The organism is Dyadobacter ginsengisoli DSM 21015 (assembly GCF_059568735.1).
This window is the reverse complement of sequence record NZ_JCANTY010000001.1, coordinates 793,856-815,749: the sequence shown is the minus strand read 5'-3', so window position 1 is coordinate 815,749 and position 21,894 is coordinate 793,856. Positions and strand designations below refer to the sequence as shown.

The window sequence follows — 21,894 nt, the reverse complement described above, 5'->3', positions numbered from 1 at the left end:
ACCTTTGTTTATCAGGTTGCAATGCTTTGAAAAAAACCAATGGTTTACCCTTATTTTTCCGGAAAATACACCCGCACATCAGGGTGCATCGTATAAAAACGATACTGCTTTCCGTCAAAAACCGGGAAGCCGCTGGACGCATCGTTGCCGATGATCGGGTTGCCTTCGTACTTTTTCCAATGGATCAGGTCCTTCGACACCGCCACGTTCATCGACCATTCCCGCCAATCCTTGAATGCGGAGGCATGGTAGTAGCCGTAGTAAAGCCCTTTGTACTGAATGATCTTGTTCATCGCCACCGCGAACGCGTCGTATTGCTCAGGACCTGCATTCAGCACGGGCTCGTCCTGTACGTGTGTCCATATTTTCAGGTCCTTGCTCGTCGCCAGCCATACGGCGGCGTCGTTGCGTTCATAGAAAAGATACCAGATACCCTTTTCTTTCCAGACTGCCGGTGTTCCGTACGCGCCTTTGCTGATCGGCTGCCCGTTTTTCATCCGGATGTCAATGGCCCCCTGGTCTTTCCAGTGAATGCGGTCCGTCGACGTGAGCAAATGCGCGATATCATCCTTGCTTTCGGCAAACATGTAATAGGTATTACCATCTTTCAGCACGCACATGTCTTCCACCCATAATGTGGTGTGGATCGGATTGTTGGCATATCGGGCCCATTTCAGTCCGTCATCAGAGGTAGCAAGGCCGAGGTACTTCATATCCTCGCCTGTTGCTTTGGTGTACCCGGTGTACCACATATAGTACTTTCCGCCTTCATGCAGGATATAACCACGCTCGCGGATCTTTTCGTCCCAGGTTTTCACGTCGCCGGTTCCTTTGAACAACGGATTGCCGGCGCCTGCCCTGAACTTCACGATCTCGGCCGGAAACTCCTCCTCAACAGGCGGTCGCAACGCAAGTAAAACGGATGCCGATAACACACCGAGCAATGCAAAAAAGGAAATGCGCTTCATCAGGAGTTTGTGTCTGGATTAAATTTATCTTTTTTCGGCTACGCCCACAGGAATGCGGTCCACTATGCGATTGATCTTCCCTTTTTGTTTCAACAGGTCAAAAGCATCATAGAGCTCGCCGGTCGCGGTATAGGTATCAAAGGAAAGCTTATCGGCCGATACATTTACTACGTGAAAAAGCTGGGTGTAAATAGCCGACCGGTCCATCCACGCCGCACGTTCGACATTCGAGTCAGTCATTTTGGGCCCGCTCACGGACACGACGTACATCGTACCCGACTGCTTCCCTTTTTCAGCCATCGGGATGCGTGCCATGCCCCTCGCATACGTATGATCGTGCCCCTGCAACACCAGATCCACCCGGTACTGATCGAACAATGGCTTGAAGGTTTCACGCATGCGCTTGTTGTCGCGGGTAGTTTTGGGTGAAAAAATCGGGTGATGAAAAGTAATGACCGTCCAGCGGTTCGGATTGTTTTTCAGAATCCCTTCCAGCCAGACTTTCTGAATCTCCGTCCATTTCTCCGAAACATCCACCTGGTCTGAGTTTAACGAAATGAACCTTACCCCCTGAACATCTGCATAGTAGCAGGTTTCTTCCAACCCTTTCGGGCCGTTCTCGGGCAATGTAAACTGAGGTCGCCAAAACACCGAAGTGGTGTTAATCCCTTCCGGCGTGTCGAAATGGTCGTGATTACCCGGCGTCGGGAATGCGGGGATCATGGCGTGGATGAAGCCGCCTCCCCGGAACCAGTCGCCCCATTCGACATCGCGGTTCGCCTTGTTGATGAGGTCACCCGCGTAAATGGCCAGACGCGCGTCCGGCGCCTTGGCGTAGGCCTCACGCGCCACGCGCGACCACAACGAAGAGATATTCACCTGCACATCGCCGTAGTAGATAAATGAAAGCTTCTGGTTGCGGGCACCGGCCGTCATGAAATGGATCCATTCGCTCCATCCCTGCTCCCCGCCGACCCGGTACGCGTATTTGGTACCGGGTTGCAGGTTTTCGAAAATGACGGAATGATAGTTGGCTGTCGGTGTACCTTCCCAGGCCAGCCGCTCGGTTGTGGCTTTCACCCGCTTTGCCTTTTCAACGAAGCGGGGATCGGCTTCTGCGACAGCGATTTCGGCGAAGCCCTCCGGTACGGCTTCCGAGGTTCGCCAGTTGACGGCCATAGAGGCAGACGGGTCTGCGGTGACATTGAGTACAATGCGATCCGGCATGGAGGAAGGTGCATACAAATCTGCGTTTTGTGCCAAAACCGCGCTTAACGCTCCCGCCGCCAGAGCACCCGAGATGAGGAATTTTGAAATTGATTTTTTAAAATACATACTATTAAACCGGCCTGAGCCGCATTTTACCAGGGCGCCGACGTTCCTTTCAGCAGCCACATTTTTGAATATTGATGGTCCTTGCTCTGCCCCGTGGGTACGAAGCTCGTCGTTTCGAGCTTTTCCACCGCTGCATTGTAATTGACCAGGTACTTGACGTCCGCATTGGCGATCGGATACACGAACCGCACCGGGATTGCCGCCCCAAACTGGGCTGCCGGGCCGGTTTTCAGGGCGGGATATCCCGTTCTCCGCCAATTGAACCACGGTTCGATGCTCAGCCAGCCAGCAATCCATTTCTGTTCCGAAATTCTTTCCAGCTTATTGACAGCTGCGGCCAGACTGACGCCGGTTTGCGTATAATATTTGTCAAAACTAAAACCGGTGGCCATTTGGGCGCCGTATTTGTCCATGGAGGCTTTGATAGCGCTTTTGTAATGGTCTTCCGCCGTTCCGGATACGCCCCAGCCTTCCAACGCAGCTTCCGCAAGCATAAACTCCACCTCGGCATAAGTGATCAGGTTCATTTTAATATAGGCCTCGCTGTTGGCCCGGTAGCGGTTATGCAGGAACGAAATGTAAGGGCTCCGTTCCGGGTTATAAGCGGTTCCGTCGCTGCCCTTGTTGTAGGAAGCGGCATCCACCACCGCCAATCCAACCGGCAGGCCGACGTACAAGGATGTGTCCACATTCTGCGCCGGCTTGGCGGGCATGTATTTCACGGTGTAGGGTTCGCCGAATGCATTCGTTACCGTCTTATCCACCGCAGTCGTCACATTCACGTCCCATTTGTTCAGTACCGGCTGAAACCACCGGTCGCGGCGCGGGTCGCCTATTGCCGAGAGTTTCTCAATAAAAGGTTTCGACGGCTTGATGTAATACAACGGGTTACTCGCATTCAAAAGCCCGCCCGCTGCTGAATTATCCCGGTTCGTACCCAGGAATGCCAAAGAAGCGTCATCCGCATTGGCGGTGAAAGTCGTTCCGGCTGCATCTTTAAACTCCGCGGTAATGTCTATCCCCGCGGCAGCCAGTTCCGCCTTCCGGGCCGACAGCCGCATGGCATAGCGCATCCGCAATGCATTCGCGAACTTCCGCCAGCTGGCCGCCTTCCCGCCATACAAAACGTCCGATCCTGCACTTACCACGTCGGTAGTACCGAGGCTGCCGAGCAGGGCCGATGCTTGTTTCAGGTCGGTGAGAATGCCTTTGTACACGTCGATCTGGTTGTCGTATTGCGGATAGTACTGTTCGCTGGCCGCTTTAAGCGCTTCCGAATAGGGAATGTCGCCAAATAGGTCCGTCATTAATCCAAATACGAACGATTTCATCGTAAGGGCTATCGCCTGAAAGAAACGATTGTTGTCCCGCACCGCATACTGGTACATCAGGTCGTTGTTTTTCAGAATGTTATAATATTCCGACCAGCTCGAAGCCGACCAGCCGTACTGGTTTATTTTCGTAGCACCTTCATTCGTTCCCATCTGAATATACTGCATGGCACCGGAGAGGTCGGAACCTTCTGCGCCCAGCGAATAGTAGGCCCTCGACGAGTGTGTCAGCACGTAGCTCAGAATGTAGCTGGGTGAAACCTCCTCCGGGCTATTCGGATTCTCATTCACTTTACTCAGATCTTCACAGCTCGATAACAACAGCGCGAAAACGGCTGTCAGCATATATTTGATTCTAGAAATTTTCATCATGACAATCGTTTAAAAATCCACATTCAGCTTCAATCCCACAGAACCCGTCCAGGGCATTACATTATAATACTCCACACCCTGCATCCACGCCGAACCACTCTGGCGGAAAGCCCGCTCCGGGTCGATCCCCACTCCGGCGGCGGTCCATTCGTACAGGTTGTTACCTACAACGGAAACCGATGCATTCTGTAATCTGAGCTTTTCGGCCAGGCTTTTAGGCAAATGATAGGTAATGGCGATCTCGCGCAATTTTACATACGTGGCGCTGTACATGTTTTCGCTCGGGAATGGCCGTGTAGAATACCGATAGGCACTGAATGGATCGAGCCAGACGGTACCGGCCCCACCCATGTTCTCGACGTAAGTGGTGTTACCTTCCGCATCTTTGGACGACCTTACACCCACATTGAAGCTGGCATCCTGCACACGGGTATCCTTTTTGGTGCCCGTCCAGGCATCGAAACCGCCATATTCGGCATTGCGGCCACCCACCCATTTGCCCAGGAATGCCTCCGGATTGGCTTTGATCTGCTGGTCGATCGGAACGTTCCTGTCGTACGGTACGCCGGTAAGCGACTCTTCCAACTGGCCGTTGTTACCCAGGAACATCATGGTGTTAGAATAGAACGACCCGCCCTGACGCCAGTCTATATTGGCAAACAGGCTGAAATTTTTATAACGGAACGTCTGCTGGATCCCCATCAGGAAGTCATGATTGTAGTTCCCGATTTTCTGAATATGGTTGATATCCGTATCGGTCTGGTACAAACCACCGCTGGTAAGTACCGGGTAACCATAATACGGCGAGTTCTGATCCGTCACTTTCAGCATAGGTTGCTGGTAAATGTCCCCCACGTCCCCGCCCACGTACGTACGCACTTCCGCGCCGCTGTACGAGTTGAACGAGAAGTAGGTAATACCCTCGGCCAGACGCTTGATGCGCGTGCGGTTGCGCGTGAACGAGAGATTGATGTCCCAGGTAAAATTGCCGCTTTCCACCGGCGTCGCGTGGATCCCGAGTTCAAAACCCCGGCTCTGCACGAGTCCCGCATTAATCAGCTTGCTGCTCGAACCGGACTCAATAGGTATCCCGATCGTCAGCACCTGGTTTTTGTTATTCCGCATATAATATGTCCCCTCCACACCCAGCCTGTTTTTGAGGAATTTCAAGTCAAGCCCGATCTCGTTCGCGCTGGATATTTCGGGTTTCAGGTTATTGTTTTTAAGGATATCGTTCTGATACATCCGCTTCGACGGGCCCCAGTCGGTATCTGCCAGGTAAGTTTGCCTAAGGCTGTAAGGACCCACATCATTACCCACCTGGGCGGACCCGGCACGGAATTTCGCCAGGGAGATCCACGATGGTAATGTGAACACATCCGAGAGAATGACGCTCAGCGAAGCCGAAGGGTAGAAGTACGAACGGTTGTTTTTGGGCAATGTGCTCGACCAGTCATTGCGCGCGGTCAGATCCAGAAAAGCGACGTTCCGAAAGCCGATGGACGCAGAACTGTAAACCCCGTAAAGCAATTTGCGTGTCCATTCACTATTGTATATGATGGTCCCCGGCGCGCCATTCGCAATGGTGTATAACCCTGGTGTTACGAGCTCCGTGGTGGCATTATTGATGAAGTTGGAGCGCTGTTCCAACCGGTTCGCCCCTGCGAGCACATTCAGGCTCCATATTTCAGTGAAATTCTTCTTCCAGCTGGCAATAAAATCGAGGTTGGTTTCCTTCCGGTCGTTCATTTCCACCTCATACCCGCCCTTGGTGGCTTCGAAATTGCTATATGCTTTTTTGGCTTCGAGCTTTTCCTCGTACGCGTCACGCGAGAAGCGCCCCATGAGCGAAAACTCGCTGGTAATGTCGTAGTCGAGCTGCAATTTGCTCACCGTCCGGTTGCGTTTGAAGCCCGTGGGGTTTTCATAGGCAATGAAATAGGGGTTATTCTGCTTCGACTTGTACACACGCTGCTGGATTCCCTCCTGCCCCGGTACCCAGTAATCTTCGAGATCCAGGATGTTCACCTGCGCTCCCATTTCGTAAATGCTCCGCACCGGCGAATTACGGCTGGCGTCGATGAGCGGACGGTTGTCTGAACCCGATTCGGATATGTTGAAATTGGCCTGCGCACGCAGCTTGTCGGTCAGATTGTAGGTCGTGTTCAATGCCAAAGTGAGCCTCGAAAGGTCGGTGTTCGGCACGACCCCCTTGTTTTTCATATTACCCACCGAAAGGCGGAAGTTCCCCTTGTCGTAGTTTCCGTTAACAGAGACATTATTGGTATTCGTGGTACCGGTCCGGAAAAAGTCCTTGAAACGATTGGGATAGGAAACCAGCGGCACTTTCTGCCCGTTGCTGTTCCATTGCACCCATTGCTCCCCCGCATCCAGGCGAGGCCCCCAGCTTTCGTTCTCCTGCTCTTCGAGAATGTGCGCGCCGGTTTTTCCAGACCCGAATTTGTTTTGCACCGGCACGTATTTCAGCGGAACTTCCAATACCATCGCCGTATTGAAAGAGACGCCCAGGCCTTTCTTCGCACCCCGGCCCGACTTAGTTGTGATCAAAATAACCCCGTTGCCTGCACGCGAGCCATACAAGGCCGCCGCGCTGGGACCTTTCAGGACCGAAATATTGGCGATGTCGTTCGGGTTGATGTCTGAAATGGCATTGCCCATATCCGCGCCCGCAAAGCCGTTGTCCAGTTTGTTGGCCACCGGCACGCCATCGATTACAAAAAGCGGCTGGTTATCGCTGTTGAGCGAATTCGCTCCCCGGATCACGACGTTCACCGTCGACCCGGCTGTACCGTCCATCTGCGAGATCTGTACCCCGGCCACCTTGCCCGACAGTGCGTTCAACACATTGTTCTGAGGTGTCTGCGTTAATGCCTCGCCTTGCACATTACCGACGGAATAGCCGAGCGAGCGCTTGTCGCGGGTAATGCCCATCGCGGTTACCACCGCCTCCTTCAACGTCTCCACACTCTCCTGCAAACTGACGCTGATCACGCTCTGGCTGCCTACTTCCACGCTCTGACTGTTGAAACCGATGTAGGAAAAGATCAGCTCCGCGCCTTGGTCGGTTATTTCAATGGAAAAATTACCCGCCACATCCGTGGAAGTGCCTGTCTGGGTTCCCTTCACGAGAACGTTGACACCCGGTAGCGGCGCGCCGTCTTTGGCGGAAGTAACCTTGCCGGTAACCGTCCGCGCAGGGGCTGAGCGAAGCCCGGGGGTAATTTCACCGTCCAGAGATGATGTCCCTCCGCCTTTCACCGGCGTCAGGACGATCTGTTTGCCCATTACCTTGTATTTCAGCCGCATCGGGTCCAGGATTTCCGTCAGTACCTTCGCCAGTTTCTCATCATTCACTTCAAACGAGTACTTCCTGGTTTCGGTGATCAGCTCCGGGCGGTAGGTAAAGCGCACCTGTGCCTGCTTCTCGATGGAAGTCAGTATCTGCACGACGCTCTGATTCTGAACGTTAAGGCTGATACGGCGGCTCAGCAGGTCCTGCGCGCCCGCCTTACCCGCTATCGAAACGGTTGCTATACTCACTGCAATACAGAGCTGCATCAGGGAAAAGCGCATCAGTTCGTGGAGTATTTGATAGTTAAATAGCTTTTTTTTCATTACGTTTAAACCGGTTCTTGTTTTTGAAAAGAGACAATAACACTCCTTGCACCCAAAAGGAATTGGATGTACACAGCGCATTCGGTAAGGAGCCTGAGCCGGTAACGTCGGAACCGTTGCCGGCTTTTTTATGGTGTAATGGCTATTCTGTCATAGACGGATTCGGGTTTAGGTTCGGGTTCATATAGGATGGTCAATTGCAATTCGGTTCTGAAATGCGGATCTTCCCGCCCACTACCTGGTAATCGGCCTCAATGGCTTCACAGATTACGCCCAGCATCTCAAAAAGCGATTCTTCCTGCACCGACGACGTGAGCCGGCAAGCAGCTACCGCTTCCCGGTCATACACGATATCGATGCCGTAGGCTTTGCCCAGCGAATCGAAAATGACGCTCACGGGTGCATTGTTGAATGTAAACCTGGCCAATGCTGCCTGGGAGATCACCGGTTGCGGTGCGCTCACCAGTCCCATGCTCAGCCTTGCTTCTTTCCTGAAAAAAGAAGCCTGCTGATTCGGAGAAAGCACGACCGACTGCATCTTGCGTGTTGCCCGTGCCACAACGGACACACTCCCCGTCCGCACCTGAACGGTGGCCGTATTTTCCTCTTCAAATGCTCTCACTGTAAAGCTTGTCCCCAGAACGCGGGTTGTGAGCTCGTCCGCGTAGACAAAAAATGGCTTCGAAGGGTCTTTTTGAACATCAAAGAATGCTTCTCCCGAGAGATACACCTCGCGTTTCGCCCCGTTCAGATGGCTCGTAAAGCTGATCCGGCTGCCTGGCGCGAGGGTTACCTGGCTACCATCCGGTAATGCTACCGTCCGGGGAGAACCGGTTTCATTGACCTCTTCCCGCTGGCTTTCCAGTATTTCGGTGCGCTGTACATAGGCCGATTCAGCAGTACGGTTCCATCGCTGCACGGCCCAACCTGTCGCCAATACCACCACCGCGGCAGCCGCATACCGGAACCAGCGCAAGCGGTACACGGGCCGCACAACCGGCGTGCCGTCCATTTGCTGCCGGATTTGCTCCCAGATGAGACCGGCTTCCCGGGCATCATAGCCCGGCTTCGACAATTTCGCAAGATCCAGGATGGTTTGCCTGGCCTGGGCAATCACTTCTTTCTGATGGGGATATGCATCCGTGACGCCCTGCCAGAATGCATCTCGGGTAACGTCAGGCGATTTCACCCATTGGATGAACGCATCGTCCTGCATAAAGTCGGCTAATGTGTAGGTCTGGTATTTTTCTGTCATGGTAAAAACCTTTCGCTACCCTAAACCGGCAGCATGCGGGTTTGTACTCAGTGATCGGAATAATTTATGCAGTCCAATGCGAAAGAAATACCAGCAATCCTCCGGCCGTCTCGAAATACAGCCTCAGATGGGTAATGGCGCGGTGCAGCAGGTTGCGGACCGACTGATTATTCATATGCATCATTTCGGACACCTCTTCGAGAGAAAATCCGTGAAGGTAACGAAGCTGGATAACTTCCCGCTGACGGGGTGAAAGACGGTTCAACGCTTCCGCAAGCTTTTCAAAGCTGTCGGCAGGTCCTTCATCGCTTAGCATGCCTCCATCAAAATCGCTGCGTTCCCCGGCCAGATCGGCCACCAGGCCAATGTCGGCATGCAACCGTTCCGGATATTTTTCAAGATTCCTGACAATGCGGTTCCGCAGCGAGCGGAAAAGGTAAAACTTGATAGAATCGGTCGTCGCCAGATGTTCCCGCCGCTGCCAGATATTCAGGAAGAGATCCTGAATGCTGTCGCGGATCAGCTGACGGTCGGAGGTAACGCGATAACCATAGCTGAGCAGTTCGTCAATGTATTTCTGGTAAATCGAGGCAAATGCTTCCTGATCGCCATGCTGAAAGGCGCTCCACAACAGCATATCGGAATTAGCCTCTTTCAATGGGATCGGTGGTTTTGGAACGTTACGGAAATGCACTTCCGGATGTGGCGGACATCTTCATGAAGCACGGGATTAACATGGTATACTGACTTTTTTACTTGAAATACTACCAGAAATAAACAAAATGAAGATGTCGGGCCTAATAATACAGAATCATCGGCGCAGGGGCACATTCCAGGGGTTTGTTTTAACAAATTATTAACGTTGCCAATGAAAATGGCTGTTGATCCTGACGCGGTCTCCCACACCGAGATTAGCAATCCAGACGTCTTCGCCCGACTGCGGAACACGCAGCATCTTACCGGCCGGAATGAGCAGGTTTCGCTCCACAGTTTTCAGGATTGCCAGGGGCGAAAGGTCACGGTCCAGCAGCGATGCTCCTGTGTATAGTGGAGCAAAAGGCAGGTTGGTATCCGTAACCAACGAGTCTCCGGTATTGCGGACCGTATGGGCACGGCCTATCAGCAGGTCATCCTCTGTTTCAAAAGAAAGAATATTCCCATTCATCCTGGCCGAATGAACAGGATGTACTGTGCTTCTCCACGAGTTGGTAAAATGAGCAATCGTGCCGTCCGGTATCACTGCCGGGGTTTTCCCTTTCAAAGAAACGGTCACTTTGCGGTTTTTCAAATCAATGGCTGTCACCGTCCCTTCGACTGCTGTGGCATTGAACAACCTTCCCCTGACTTTCAAATAACTCCCTTTGCTGAAAAACACCCGCTCTAATGCGCCTTTGCTGTCGAAACTCACAACTGCGGCATGTGCATCGGTCTCGATTCCGAATGCAGGGATCGTCTTTCTGGCATTAGTCGTGTCACTGATCACCACATCGCTGCCCCCGGCCCGTCTCACCTCTACCGCAGCACCCCGGGCCGTGAGCAACGTGCGGACCGAACTAACCACCCGGCTTCCCCGGTAAGGCGCTATAATACCTGTAAATATGCTCTGCAAAGGAGCGTCATTGGCTGATTTCCGTCTTGCGATCACAAATTTCAGGAGATGGCTCTTCGCACGCGGCTTGTCCCAGCCGTCGGCAACCAGAACCTCCTGGCCTGGTTGCGGAAGAATATGAACATCTATCTTCGCTCCCGGATCCAAAACATGGCTGTACGTCAGCGAGGCATTACCGGCATTCAATTTTTGAACACCGAAAAGGTATTGATAACCAGAGCCTTTATAATTCCAGTAACTTCCCGTGTACGCTTTCGCACCCATGCGCGGATTATCGTAAATCTCGCCGAAAGGAACATCCGCGCCAGCCAGCGTGCCCGGCTGCTTTTCGCTCCAATGGCCTTCCATCGACAATGTCCCGGGTGGCCCATGCAATGTATAATCGTGCTGCCTGCCACCGGAAACCCTGAAAAAATCTACTATATAGCTTCGCGCGCTATCCACATCAACCATCATGAGGTGGCGGCGGTAGGCGTTCGTCTGCGGATACGTAGCCGAAGATGCGTCCATACTCCTCGCAAATGGCGAAGAACTAAAATCGTGTAAAACTCCCTGAACATTGTTAACCTGCCGCTGGGCGTCCACGACCACGGTATTGTGGGATATGGTGTTGAACGACCAGGTATACACCTCTTTCACGTATTCGTTCATCGCATCCGGATATCCGATGTCAGGGATCATTTTCTGGTCGTTGGCAAAGAGCTCAAAGTTCAGGAAGTCCCAATGATAATGCGTGCCTTTGAAGCCATAGTTGAATGTCGAAGCGGCGGCATCCGCGCGGTTACTCAGGATTCCCATGCCATAACCGGCTAGCAAATGCGACGGTCGTGCCGGCAATGCTTTCCCTCCCGCCAATGGGGCTGCTTCCGGCAATACATCCCGGAACAGTGACCCGAAGGTGGAAAACGAATGTTCACCTGCTTTACCCACTGCCGACAACCAGGTCAGGTACCTCGGATCTCGGTAGGTGCCATAGCCTACCTGGTACACATCCGGGTCCTGCCCTACCAGCGACCCCAGCACTGAATCGCTGTCACCGATGCCCGGCGTAAATTTGCCGATCGCCACCATTTCCAACGGGCTGTTCAGCAATGCCTTTACCCTTGCCTCACCAAAAAGGTCCATTCCGTTCGCGCGCAGCATGTCGGCAAACTTCGTGATTTTCTCCACGGTCAGCATATTGTAATGCGGCGCCTCCAGCGGCTGCCCATCCCTGAAAATCATGTTGTACAGCGCGTACCGCAGCCCCGCCTGCACACGGCTTTCGCCCGGCTCCTCTACGATCATGTGCAGGTATTTCCCGGTATCCATGTTTTGCCTGGCGAGCAGGATATAGAGCAGTGCGATCTGATGCATGCCGTAGTTACCCTGGATTTTTCGTTGCATGTATGCGTCCAATGCATCTTCCAGCACATTGGCTTCGATGAATGAGCGGATCTGTTCTCCACTTTTCCCGACCGCCTTTTGCAACGCAACATCCTCGTCGATGCTATCCCAAACGGCGTCGTAAGCCTCGGCCGCATTCTGGATCAGGCTCGTTTCCCAGATCAGGTTCAGGATCTTGCCATTGTAAGTATGCCCTTTCATCTTCTCCATTAGTCCATACCGCGACTGGTTGGCATGGTCCATCGATGGGTATACCTCCCCCAGCCTGTATAACATCACCGCTGCCTTATGCGCATACCGCTTGTCGCCCGTGAGGATGTACGCGTGTGCGAGATTCGCAAAAGCCGGCTCGATATGCGCCTTCCACATCCATTGATTGGCATAAGCAACAAACCAGTAACGCTCGCCGTCGGGCGCCAGCCAGCCCCAGCCATCGTCGGCATAAGCGTTTTCCAGGCCCTTTTTGTCTTTAAAATCGCTCTGGTAATAAGCCAGGTAATCGTTGGAAGGAAATACCTGGCCGTCGACCGGTGACTTTACCTGCAATGGATGATCGGGGTCGACGATCCAGGGGTAGGTGCCTCCCACCTTGAAAACCCGGTCGCCATGTACAGGACTGCCTTTCGGGTTCAGATCGAAAGCGCGGGGGACCCGTGCGTCAGGCATTAATGCGATAATGGCGGAATCGGATCTGGCCAGCCAGGGATCGGCGGATTTGAGTATTTCGTCCCGGACTTTTCGTGCCCCGGCGTACCGCAGCAGGTTGGTCCGGGCTTTCATGATGTCGGTTTCGTGAAAGATCGTCCGTGCCGTTTTGAGCGGAAAATGCGGCGTGCGCTCGGGGACAGGCACATAGAGCGGGATTACGAGCCCATCCCGGGTTGATATTTGCCCTGTTGCATGGCGATGCAGGCATACAAAAAAGCATAGTAAATACGCATACCTCATTGTCTTTGTGATACCTGGCGGGATACTTTTCCGAAAACTGCGTCCGATAGAATTCAGGTCCATGTTTTTGTTAACAAGAAATTAAACACAAATATCAGTATCTGAAAAAGGAATGTATCGACCCTTGCTATTTATACCACTTGCATTCCCCGTAAAATCCTCCTTCCTGACAAATAGCGTAACAGAACAAATTTGATGCAATTTTTTGTAAACTAAAATATTTTATTTTCGTAAACTTTTTATGTCAAAATATTCTTTTCCTACTCTTCAATTTAATAGATTTGCCTGCAACCCGATTGTCCTTATTTCGATCCGGATTCGGGTACGTACACGCGCCACTTTATCCTAAACCTTTGAGCAATGATGCAACTGAAAACAATAGCAGTAGCGGGTCTGGCCCTGTTTTCATTTCAGTCCGTGGCCCAGAAGCGGTATAGCGACGCCCTCTCACCGGCTGAATCGGCAAAAACGTTTCAGCTCCGGGAGGAGTTCGACATCGAACCATTCGCCACCGAGCCGGACGTCCTGTCCCCTGTTGACCTTGTATTCGACGCTGCGGGCAATGCATTTGTGATCGAAATGGGCGATTACCCTTATGACGCGCAACCCGGCCGTTTCAAAGGACGCATCCGTTTGCTGAAAGATACCAACGGTGACGGAAAGCCGGACCACTCCTATGTGTTCGCCGATGGATTGCCGAGCGCGACCAGCGCCCTACCCTATAAAGACGGGCTGATCGTTTGCGCTGCACCGGATATCCTGCTGCTGCGCGATACCAACCATGATTTCAAGGCAGATACCCGGGAGGTGCTTTTCACCGGTTTTTTTGCAAAAAATTCCGAAGCCCAGATCACCAGCATGCGGTACGGCATCGATAACTGGATCTACGCCAACAACAGCGGCCAGAGCGGCATGATCACCTCCCCGCTCCGGCCCGACGTTCCGCCGCTGAATGTAGCGGGCGGTAATTTCAGGTTCCGGCTCGACAAAAAGTTATTTGAGGTAGAGTCCGGCAACGGGCAATTTGGGCTAGCTATGGATGAATGGGGCCATCGATTTTATACCCAGAACACCCTGCACATTCAGCAATCGCCCATTGCCTGGCGCTACCTGCACCGGCACGACTACCTCCCTTCTTTCCGAAGCGACGTAAATATCTCGGACCACGAGCTGGCAATGTTTCAGAAATCTCAAACACCCTATTGGCGCCAGCAACGCAGCGACCGCCGCCAGGCTAAATACGACTCGCTGAAAAGCGGCTACACCGAATACGCCCGGGATCATTTCACAGGTGCTTCCGGCGGCACCTTTTATGGGGGCGACGGTTTTCCCAAAGCCTTTCAGGGGTCGGTTTTCACCGGTGAAGTAGCGGGTAACCTCGTCCACCGCGACGTCATGACGAGCGTGAACGGCAACCCTGCATTCACTGCCAGTCGTGATGCCGGAGAAAAGGACCGGGAGTTCCTGGTGGCCACCGACCCATGGTTCCGTCCCGCCAACCTCACCTTGGGCCCCGATGGCTATCTCTACATCGTGGATATGTACCGCCAGCACATCGAAACGCCGGTTTCCATTCCCGAGGACCTCAAAAAAGACATGGACTTTGCCAAGGGCGAACAGTATGGCCGTATTTGGCGCATTTTCCCCAAAGAAGGCCCGAAACGGGCGCCAGCATTACCCGACCTAAGTAACAAAAACCCGGTCGAACTGGTAACCTTGCTCGAACATCCCAACCAATGGTGGCGACTGAATGCGCAGCGCGTGCTCGTTGAAAAGCAGGATAAATCGTTGGTTACAATACTTAAAAAAATGGCCGTCGATCACAGTGACCCGCGCACGCGCCTGCATGCAATGTACACGCTGGATGCATTAGACGCCTTGGAGGAATCGGTGGTCAAAAAAGCATTGAACGATACGCACCCGGGTGTACGAGAGCATGCGGTGATCCTCGCCGAAAAATATCCGACCTTCCTCCCTGAAATCATCCGGCTCACCGGCGACACGGCACCGCAGGTTGCTTATCAGGCATGCCTCAGCACCGGCCAGTTTACCGGAAAAGAAGCGCTGACGGCATTGGCGGTTTGCGCGGAAAACAATGCGGAGAATGCATCGTGGAGACTGGCCGTGCTGAGCTCCAACACAGGCGCATCCCCTGAACTGATCCGTATGCTTGCAGAAAGGAAGCACTTTTTCAATACCGCTTCTCCCGGGAAATTGAAATTTCTGGACGACTATGCCTACATCGCCGCGGCCAGAAACGGAAAGAACGAAATAGCGGGAATATTGGAATTGCTTAATACCCAGGTACCAGGCAACGAATGGTCCATAGCCGTGCTATCCGGATTGAACAGAGGCGCCCGAAAGTCGCCCAATAAGCGCGAACCGGAAAAAGCGGTGGCCAAAAACCTCCGGAAACTGGAAAGCCAGGGTTCCGAAAACGTAAAACGGCAGGCAGCGGAACTTAGAAAAACGCTGAATATCGAGTAAGCGACTGCTGACGTACCCAAACTTGATTCACCAAGAACACCATATCTGTATGAGTACGATTTCCAACCGGCGGGGTTTTCTGCGAAGCTGCTTGTCGGCTGGTGCATTTGCCACCACCGGTATACTGGCGCAATGCACGAGTTCGAAAAAAGTACCCCCAGCCAAAGCGGTCACCGCCCAGGCCGACCCATGTAGCGACCTGACCGGCGTGATTCCAACGGACGTCGAGAAGCGGAAGTCGCTGGGGTATACGAACCAGTCACCGCTGCCCGACAGCCAATGCGATAACTGCAAACTATGGGTTCCCGCCAAAGAAGGCCAGGCATGTGGCGGCTGCCTGTTGTTTACCGGCCCTGTCAATCCCGGGGGGCATTGTACGTACTGGGCACCACAGGTTTAACAAATAGCAATATGCCAGATCAGCCATTCAGCCGCCGCGATTTCCTGAAAGCCAATGCCGCGATGGGGCTTGGTTCAACTGTTTTGTCCGGGTTTGTCGGGGATGGCCGGGAGGCAGGTTTAAGTCCTGAACAGCCTGCTCAGGGCCGTATTTATTTTGACGGGTTTACACGTATTGGCCCGCGCAAATACAAGCATCCGGCAGAGCAATGGAGGCTGGACGACCTGCTGAAAGACATGGATCAATGCTCGATATCTGCCGCGCTGGTCGCTTATACCCAGTCGGTCAATTATGATCTGATGTATTCCAATCTCGAACTGAGCCGGATGATCGAGCCCCATCCGCATTTGTTCGCGCTCTGGAATGTGATGCCGCATCAGACCGGCGAGTTCCCTGAGCCCGCCGAATTGGGTAAACGCATGGCGGAACACAATATCCGGGCCGTAAGTATTCACCCGAAAACAAATGCATGGAATTGGAAAGCACGGCATTGCGCGCCATTGTTTGCGTATTTGAGTAAAAACAAAATACTGACCATCACGACCGGCGGCGAACTGGGTACCTGGGAAGACGTGGAGGAATTCCTGAACCGTTACCCGACGCTACCGATCCTGCTCACCGGTGCCGTCTGGAACGAGCAGCGCTACGTGCTGCCATTGGTACAGCAATACAAAAACCTGCACATCAGCTTCGATAATTTCCAGATCAACGAGGGGATCGAATACCTGCACCGTACGGGCTGTACCGATCAGCTGATTTTTGCTTCGAACAGCCCCACCATGTCTGCCGGAGCGCACCGTACCTATGTTGACTATGCAGCCATCCCGGAAGCCGACCGCGCCAAAGTGGCGGGAAGCAACCTGATGCGCCTGTTGAAGCTCAGTCAAAAACCTGCATTGCGCGAAAACCCGAATGAAGATATCCTCATGCGCGCGGTACGGGCGGGCTCGCCCGTGCCTGTGCCTGTGATCGATATGCATATGCACATGCTGCACGAGGGCATCAATAGCGGCGGATGGACCTACCGAATGGAAAACGGCGGCCCTAAGGGTATTTTCGGAATGGCTAAGCGCCTCGGATACCAGGGCGGCGGGATCATGAGCTGGAACGGCGTGGTAAGCCAGAATGCGATTGCCGGTAACCCCTGCACCGCCGAGGCGCTCGATGCCGCCCCCAAGGGATATTGGGGGCTGGCGACATTCGATCCCAGCCATTACAGCCAGGAAGAACTCCAGAAGATGATCGCCGGGGTGTATGCCGACAAGCGGTTTATCGGCATGAAACCTTACCAGTTCTATGGTTTTGAATTTCATGACCCGGTTTATGACGTTTGGTGGGAATATGGTAATCAAAACAAATTTTACGGCCTGATCCATAATTCTCGGTCAGACCTGCTTGAAGTGGAGACGCTGGCGAAAAAGTACCCCGATGTACGCTGGGTGATCGCCCATGCCGGCGGGAGTTATAAAATGGCGGATATGGCCATTGCGGCAATGAAAAAATATCCGAATGTTTTCGCGGAAATCACGCTTACACCGGTGCCCCTCGGCGTGATCGAATACCTTGCGGCCGGTGCGGGGGAAGACCGCATTCTCTACGGCTCCGACCTCCCGATGCGGGATCCCCGCCAGCAGCTCGGTTGGCTGGTATTTTCCACACTTCCCCTCGCCGTGAAAAAGAAAATCCTGGCAGAGAATGCATGGCAAGTCATCAAACCGTGCTTCGACCGCCTGCCGGAGCACAACCGTCCGCAACCGTTTTCAAAATAGCATGACCATGGATCGTAATACCGCCCACCTGTCGAGGCGTGAATTTTTCGCAGGAACCGGGGCCCTGCTGCTGGGTAGCACGATGGCTTCGGCCTTCGCACCGGAAGAACCCATTATCGATATTCACCAGCATACCGACTATGCCGGACGCCCTCACGACGTACTGATCGCGCACCAGCGGGCAATGGGCATTACCCAAACGATCCTGCTTCCGGCAGGCACGCCCGCATTCGGCATGTCTACGCATATGGGAAAGACGAATGGATTACAGGCGAAATGCACCGGTAACGATGTGTGCTATGCCATTGCCCGAAAACACCCGGGTGAATTTACCTTTGGCGCCAATGAAGTACCCGACCTCCCGGATGCCGTGAAGGAAATCGAAAAGTACCTCAAAATGGGCGGCGTGGTGATCGGCGAACTCAAATTCGGGCTCGATTGTGACAGCAGGGAAATGCAGCTGATCTACCAGCTGGCCGAAGACTACCAGGTACCTGTTTTGATGCACTGGCAATTCCAGATGTTCAACTATAATTTCGAACGTTTCCCGAAAATGCTCGAAAAATATCCCAAAGTGAATTTCATCGGCCACGCACAGACGTGGTGGGCCAATATTGATAAAAATCACGGCGACCAGAGCGTTCTTTACCCCAAAACCAAGGTCACACCCGGCGGCCTTACCGACCGGCTGCTCAGCGACTATCCCAACATGTACGGCGATATGTCGGCCGGGTCGGGGTTACTTTCCATGACCCGGGACGAGGACCACGCCCGCGATTTCCTCAAAAGACATCAGGACAAACTGCTCTACGGCAGCGATTGCGACGACCACATTGGTTCCGGCGAAAAATGCCAGGGCTCTCAAACGATCCTGGAAATCCGGAAGCTCTCCGCATCGAAAGCCATGGAGCGGAAGATCCTGTATGAGAATGCAAAGAAACTTTTCAGGTTATAATGCAAAAAAGCCCTCCGAAATGAACCGGAGGGCTTTTCTATACACTTCGCACTTATTTTTAAACTCCCAAACTCCAACCTTCGCGGTAATTACGACGTACCCATTGGTTCACTTCGTCGTAGTTGGTCACCTTCATGTTTTTGTAATCCCAAAGCATTTTCAGGTTCGACCCCGGATAGTCGAATCCGTTACCGGTTGCGCGCGGTTTCGGCAGATCGGCCCCGCGGATTGCGAGGTTTGCCATCAGGATCGCCTCTGTAAGCGGACCTGCCCGTTCGAACGGCGAGCTGAGGTCCATTTTACCGTAGCCGGCAATACAGCCTTCGACCCACTGTGCATAGTGGCCGTCCGCAGATCCCGGAACACGTGCAAACTTTTGTTTCACTTTCACTTCCTCCATACGCGAGAGCGGCAACAGGCGCGGATTGGCCGCATATTCACTGGCCATCATTTTACCTTTGGTACCTACGAACAAAATACCGCTGTTGCCATCGCCAAACAATTCATTCGGGCCGAGCTCCACCGGACGTTCGGGCTTGATACCGCCGTCCATCCAGTGCATGGTTACCTGTCCTTTCGTTTTTTTCGTTTTCGGGAACGTGAGTGTGGCGTGGCTCGATGGCGGGCAGCTATCGGGGAAAATACCTCTCTTACCAAAAGCGGTAAAAACACTTCCTACGCTTGCCTGCATATCGACCGCATATTTCAAGTCGAGTACACGGAACGGCGCTTCCATCAGGTGGCAGCCCAGGTCACCGAGTGCACCTGTTCCATAATCCCACCATCCGCGCCAGCTACCCGGAATGAGATTTTCCACGTAATCTTTGTAAGGAGCCGTCCCCAGCCACAAATTCCAGTCGAGCTCTTTGGGAACAGCAGGCTTGTCTGTCGGCCAGGGAATACCCTGAGGCCAGATGGGCCGGTTGGTCCAGATATAAACGGTATGCACGTCGCCGATAATGCCGGCATCGTACCATTCATGCAGCTGACGCACACCGTCACCTGATGAACCCTGGTTACCCATCTGGGTTACCACCTTGTGTTTCTCGGCCGCCTCCGTGAGCATGCGCGCCTCGTAAATATCGTGCGTCATCGGCTTCTGTACATACACGTGCTTGCCGAGCTGCATCGCTGCCATTGCTACGACCGCGTGCGTATGATCAGGTGTTGAAACCGAAACCGCGTCGAAGTTCTTGGATTCTTTCTCAAACATTTCCCGCCAATCCTTGTAGTATTTGGCCAGGGGAAAATTCTTAACTGAGGTGACTGCACGCCTGTCATCCACATCGCACAGATAGGCGATATCCGCCTTACCGCTTTTGAAGAAATTGGCGAGGTCGGACGTTCCTTTTCCACCCACACCTACCCCTGCAACAGTCAGCTTATCGCTGGGTGCCACGTATCCTTTGCCCAGCACGTGGCGGGGAACGATCATAAAACCTGCGGCGGTACCCGCGGCCGCTTTAATGAAATCCCTTCGCGAAGAAGAAGACTGTTCTTTAACGGTATTCTTTTTTTCCATGTACGTGATTTTTTGATTTAGGAAATGGATATACAGATTACAGGTACTTACCCGAAGTTTACTACTCGGCTAAGCACTTTTTTTTAATTATTTACTCGAAATATCGCAATCGTGCCGTAAAACCCGCTTTTGGACGAGCAAACCAACCCATTATCCGTAAGCGTTTCAATCCGGACGATCCAGTCTTTTCGGAACTGTACACCAAGAAACTTTTTTGACCGCACAGCTGATTTGGCTCAAATGTTCCGCCGAAGTAAAAAATCCGTTCAACCTGTTTGACAATAGAACTATAAAAAGATTTTTCTATACCTTTTACATATAAATCCAATATCCTAACCTAAACGAAATCCCGATGAAAACAATGAACCACTACCTCAGTCGCCGACTGTCCGCAGTCCGACTGTCCCTTTGGGCGCTTGCATGGTGTCTGTTTGCATTCGTCACCGGCACGGAGCCGTCAAAAGGAAAACTGACCTACAAAACCGGCAGCAAGTCTTTGGAAACAGACCTCAAATTCGCGCACTTCATTACCGGGCCAGATGCATTCGACGACAAAAAGAAAATCCGGCGACTGATCTTTACCGCCACAAGCCTTGATGATAAGATCAAATCATGCAATGCCATGAACTGTGTTGATCAATACATAGAAGGCCTGCAGGTAGATCTGGACGCCGCTCCCCGCCTGCTTTACTGGATTAGCCTCAACAAGCAGCTCGTCCAGTACTCCGGCACAGCGCAAAACGACGCGCTGACGCTCACGACCGACACGCCGGATCACCTCGCGGGAACGTTGCGATTCGACCAGTCGGGCGCGGGAGGAGCCATCGTGGAAGTAACTTTCGATACAAAACAGCTCAAAGCCTTCACGAAAGCAAGGTAACCTCGCACCGCGGTCAATGATCAAGCATTGACCGCTTCCGTCGAGCGGAACTGCTTCCGGTAGGTTGCCGGCGTGACCCCGCCGAACTTACGGAATTGCCTGAAAAAGAACGGCAGGCTCTCGTATCCGCAGGCGTAGCTGATCTCCGCAACCTGCAGGTCGGTCTCGATCAGCATTTTCGAGGCCATATTAATGCGGTATTCATTGAGAAAAGTGAACAATGGTTTTTGCATGATCCTGCTGAAAAAGCGCGAGAATGCCTCTTCATTCATATGCACTAAGGCCGAGACCATCGCGAGCGTAATGCGTTCTGCGTAGTGCTCGCGTATGTAGTTGTAAACCGTATTAATGCGCTGGTTGTCTTCGTAGTTAAGCGGATAGGCGAACCCCTGCTCGCACAGAAAATGGACGTTTTTAACACCAGCCAGCAGTTCCAGTACTTCCATAAACTTCATCAACCGGGCAAAAGGCTGCATTTCCAGCATTTCGGCCAGCACGGGCTTTACGCGCACCGATACCTCCTGATCGAACCGAATACCCTGCGCGGCCAATTGCAGCAACCGCTTTATAGACTTCAGCTCGGGTACATCGAGCCATTTGTCGCCCAGGAGTTGTTCAGGCCATTGCACCACGATCGAACTTGCGGTACCGGCGTTGTCCGGCGTGTTTTTCCAGCAATGCGGCAGGTTTGGGCCAAGCAATACCAGGTCGCCGGCTTCGAAACTCTCCATACTATTGCCCACGTAGCGGATCCCACGGCTTTGCAGGATGACTGTAAGCTCATACTCCGGATGATAATGCCAGGGGGCATCGAACTCCTCGACCTCGTATCCGAAGATCCGGAAGGAAGATTCGGGTAGCGGCGTAAATACTTCAAACTGCGCTTTCATTCCTTCTGACGAATCAATTATAACCTATTTAGGCACCTCACTCAGCCAACTCACCGATAATATTACAAAATAAGTTATTTATTGATCAAGATCAGCAAATCTGAAAGCCGATTCGTTCGGCCATATTTGCATTCGACACTATCACAAACCA

The 21,894-nt window shown here is 52.9% G+C and carries 14 protein-coding genes; 5 read left to right on the top strand and 9 right to left on the bottom strand.

Going from position 1 to position 21,894, the window contains the following annotated elements; translation table 11 throughout:
* Window positions 1-50: 50 nt before the first annotated feature.
* The 7 genes from BP71_RS02725 to BP71_RS02695 form a co-directional block, all read right to left on the bottom strand.
* Window positions 51-968, bottom strand: a complete 918-nt coding sequence (locus BP71_RS02725) for a glycoside hydrolase family protein (RefSeq protein WP_496376344.1) — start codon at window positions 966-968, stop codon at window positions 51-53.
* Window positions 969-992: 24 nt separating this feature from the next.
* Window positions 993-2,303 (bottom strand): purple acid phosphatase family protein, encoded by a 1,311-nt coding sequence (locus BP71_RS02720; protein WP_496376342.1) that lies wholly within the window; start codon window positions 2,301-2,303, stop codon window positions 993-995.
* A gap of 26 nt (window positions 2,304-2,329) precedes the next feature.
* Window positions 2,330-4,003, bottom strand: coding sequence for a SusD/RagB family nutrient-binding outer membrane lipoprotein (locus BP71_RS02715; protein ID WP_496376340.1), 1,674 nt, complete (start codon window positions 4,001-4,003; stop codon window positions 2,330-2,332).
* A gap of 12 nt (window positions 4,004-4,015) precedes the next feature.
* Entirely contained in the window at window positions 4,016-7,642 is a 3,627-nt protein-coding gene (locus BP71_RS02710) for a SusC/RagA family TonB-linked outer membrane protein (protein ID WP_496376338.1), read from the bottom strand.
* 193 nt (window positions 7,643-7,835) lie between these two features.
* Window positions 7,836-8,897, bottom strand: coding sequence for a FecR family protein (locus BP71_RS02705; RefSeq protein WP_496376336.1), 1,062 nt, complete (start codon window positions 8,895-8,897; stop codon window positions 7,836-7,838).
* Between the two features lie 64 nt (window positions 8,898-8,961).
* Window positions 8,962-9,555: an RNA polymerase sigma factor gene (locus BP71_RS02700; protein WP_496376334.1), complete on the bottom strand. Its 594-nt coding sequence runs from the start codon at window positions 9,553-9,555 to the stop codon at window positions 8,962-8,964.
* 198 nt (window positions 9,556-9,753) lie between these two features.
* Window positions 9,754-12,903 (bottom strand): heparinase II/III domain-containing protein, encoded by a 3,150-nt coding sequence (locus tag BP71_RS02695; protein ID WP_496376332.1) that lies wholly within the window; start codon window positions 12,901-12,903, stop codon window positions 9,754-9,756.
* A 297-nt stretch (window positions 12,904-13,200) separates the two neighbouring features.
* Here BP71_RS02695 and BP71_RS02690 point away from each other — a divergent pair, with 297 nt between their 5' ends.
* From BP71_RS02690 to BP71_RS02675, 4 genes are read left to right on the top strand one after another with little or no spacing between them, the layout of a single operon-like run.
* Entirely contained in the window at window positions 13,201-15,327 is a 2,127-nt protein-coding gene (locus BP71_RS02690) for a PVC-type heme-binding CxxCH protein (protein WP_496376330.1), read from the top strand.
* 49 nt (window positions 15,328-15,376) lie between these two features.
* Window positions 15,377-15,727, top strand: coding sequence for a high-potential iron-sulfur protein (locus tag BP71_RS02685; RefSeq protein WP_496376328.1), 351 nt, complete (start codon window positions 15,377-15,379; stop codon window positions 15,725-15,727).
* An 11-nt stretch (window positions 15,728-15,738) separates the two neighbouring features.
* On the top strand, window positions 15,739-17,496 hold the full coding sequence (locus BP71_RS02680; RefSeq protein WP_496376326.1) for an amidohydrolase family protein: 1,758 nt from the start codon (window positions 15,739-15,741) through the stop codon (window positions 17,494-17,496).
* A gap of 7 nt (window positions 17,497-17,503) precedes the next feature.
* Entirely contained in the window at window positions 17,504-18,451 is a 948-nt protein-coding gene (locus tag BP71_RS02675) for an amidohydrolase family protein (protein WP_496376324.1), read from the top strand.
* Window positions 18,452-18,509: 58 nt separating this feature from the next.
* Here BP71_RS02675 and BP71_RS02670 read toward each other — a convergent pair whose 3' ends face one another.
* Window positions 18,510-19,973: a Gfo/Idh/MocA family protein gene (locus BP71_RS02670; RefSeq protein WP_496376322.1), complete on the bottom strand. Its 1,464-nt coding sequence runs from the start codon at window positions 19,971-19,973 to the stop codon at window positions 18,510-18,512.
* Between the two features lie 352 nt (window positions 19,974-20,325).
* On the opposite strand from BP71_RS02670, the gene BP71_RS02665 reads away from it, so the two are divergent.
* Complete coding sequence (locus tag BP71_RS02665; RefSeq protein WP_496376320.1) at window positions 20,326-20,853, top strand: hypothetical protein; 528 nt, start codon at window positions 20,326-20,328, stop codon at window positions 20,851-20,853.
* Between the two features lie 20 nt (window positions 20,854-20,873).
* Here the strand turns inward: BP71_RS02665 and BP71_RS02660 are convergent, their stop codons facing one another.
* Window positions 20,874-21,743: an AraC family transcriptional regulator gene (locus tag BP71_RS02660; RefSeq protein WP_496376318.1), complete on the bottom strand. Its 870-nt coding sequence runs from the start codon at window positions 21,741-21,743 to the stop codon at window positions 20,874-20,876.
* Window positions 21,744-21,894 lie beyond the last annotated feature (151 nt).

Excerpts from the sequence above, each read along its gene's own strand:
- BP71_RS02715 (WP_496376340.1), bottom strand. The coding sequence starts at position 4,003 with ATGAAAATTTCTAGAATCAAATATATGCTGACAGCCGTTTTCGCGCTG.
- BP71_RS02665 (WP_496376320.1), top strand. The coding sequence starts at position 20,326 with ATGAAAACAATGAACCACTACCTCAGTCGCCGACTGTCCGCAGTCCGA.
- BP71_RS02660 (WP_496376318.1), bottom strand. The coding sequence starts at position 21,743 with ATGAAAGCGCAGTTTGAAGTATTTACGCCGCTACCCGAATCTTCCTTC.
- BP71_RS02680 (WP_496376326.1), top strand. The coding sequence starts at position 15,739 with ATGCCAGATCAGCCATTCAGCCGCCGCGATTTCCTGAAAGCCAATGCC.
- BP71_RS02710 (WP_496376338.1), bottom strand. The coding sequence starts at position 7,642 with ATGAAAAAAAAGCTATTTAACTATCAAATACTCCACGAACTGATGCGC.
- BP71_RS02705 (WP_496376336.1), bottom strand. The coding sequence starts at position 8,897 with ATGACAGAAAAATACCAGACCTACACATTAGCCGACTTTATGCAGGAC.
- BP71_RS02685 (WP_496376328.1), top strand. The coding sequence starts at position 15,377 with ATGAGTACGATTTCCAACCGGCGGGGTTTTCTGCGAAGCTGCTTGTCG.
- BP71_RS02675 (WP_496376324.1), top strand. The coding sequence starts at position 17,504 with ATGGATCGTAATACCGCCCACCTGTCGAGGCGTGAATTTTTCGCAGGA.
- BP71_RS02725 (WP_496376344.1), bottom strand. The coding sequence starts at position 968 with ATGAAGCGCATTTCCTTTTTTGCATTGCTCGGTGTGTTATCGGCATCC.
- BP71_RS02720 (WP_496376342.1), bottom strand. The coding sequence starts at position 2,303 with ATGTATTTTAAAAAATCAATTTCAAAATTCCTCATCTCGGGTGCTCTG.
- BP71_RS02690 (WP_496376330.1), top strand. The coding sequence starts at position 13,201 with ATGATGCAACTGAAAACAATAGCAGTAGCGGGTCTGGCCCTGTTTTCA.
- BP71_RS02695 (WP_496376332.1), bottom strand. The coding sequence starts at position 12,903 with ATGGACCTGAATTCTATCGGACGCAGTTTTCGGAAAAGTATCCCGCCA.
- BP71_RS02670 (WP_496376322.1), bottom strand. The coding sequence starts at position 19,973 with ATGGAAAAAAAGAATACCGTTAAAGAACAGTCTTCTTCTTCGCGAAGG.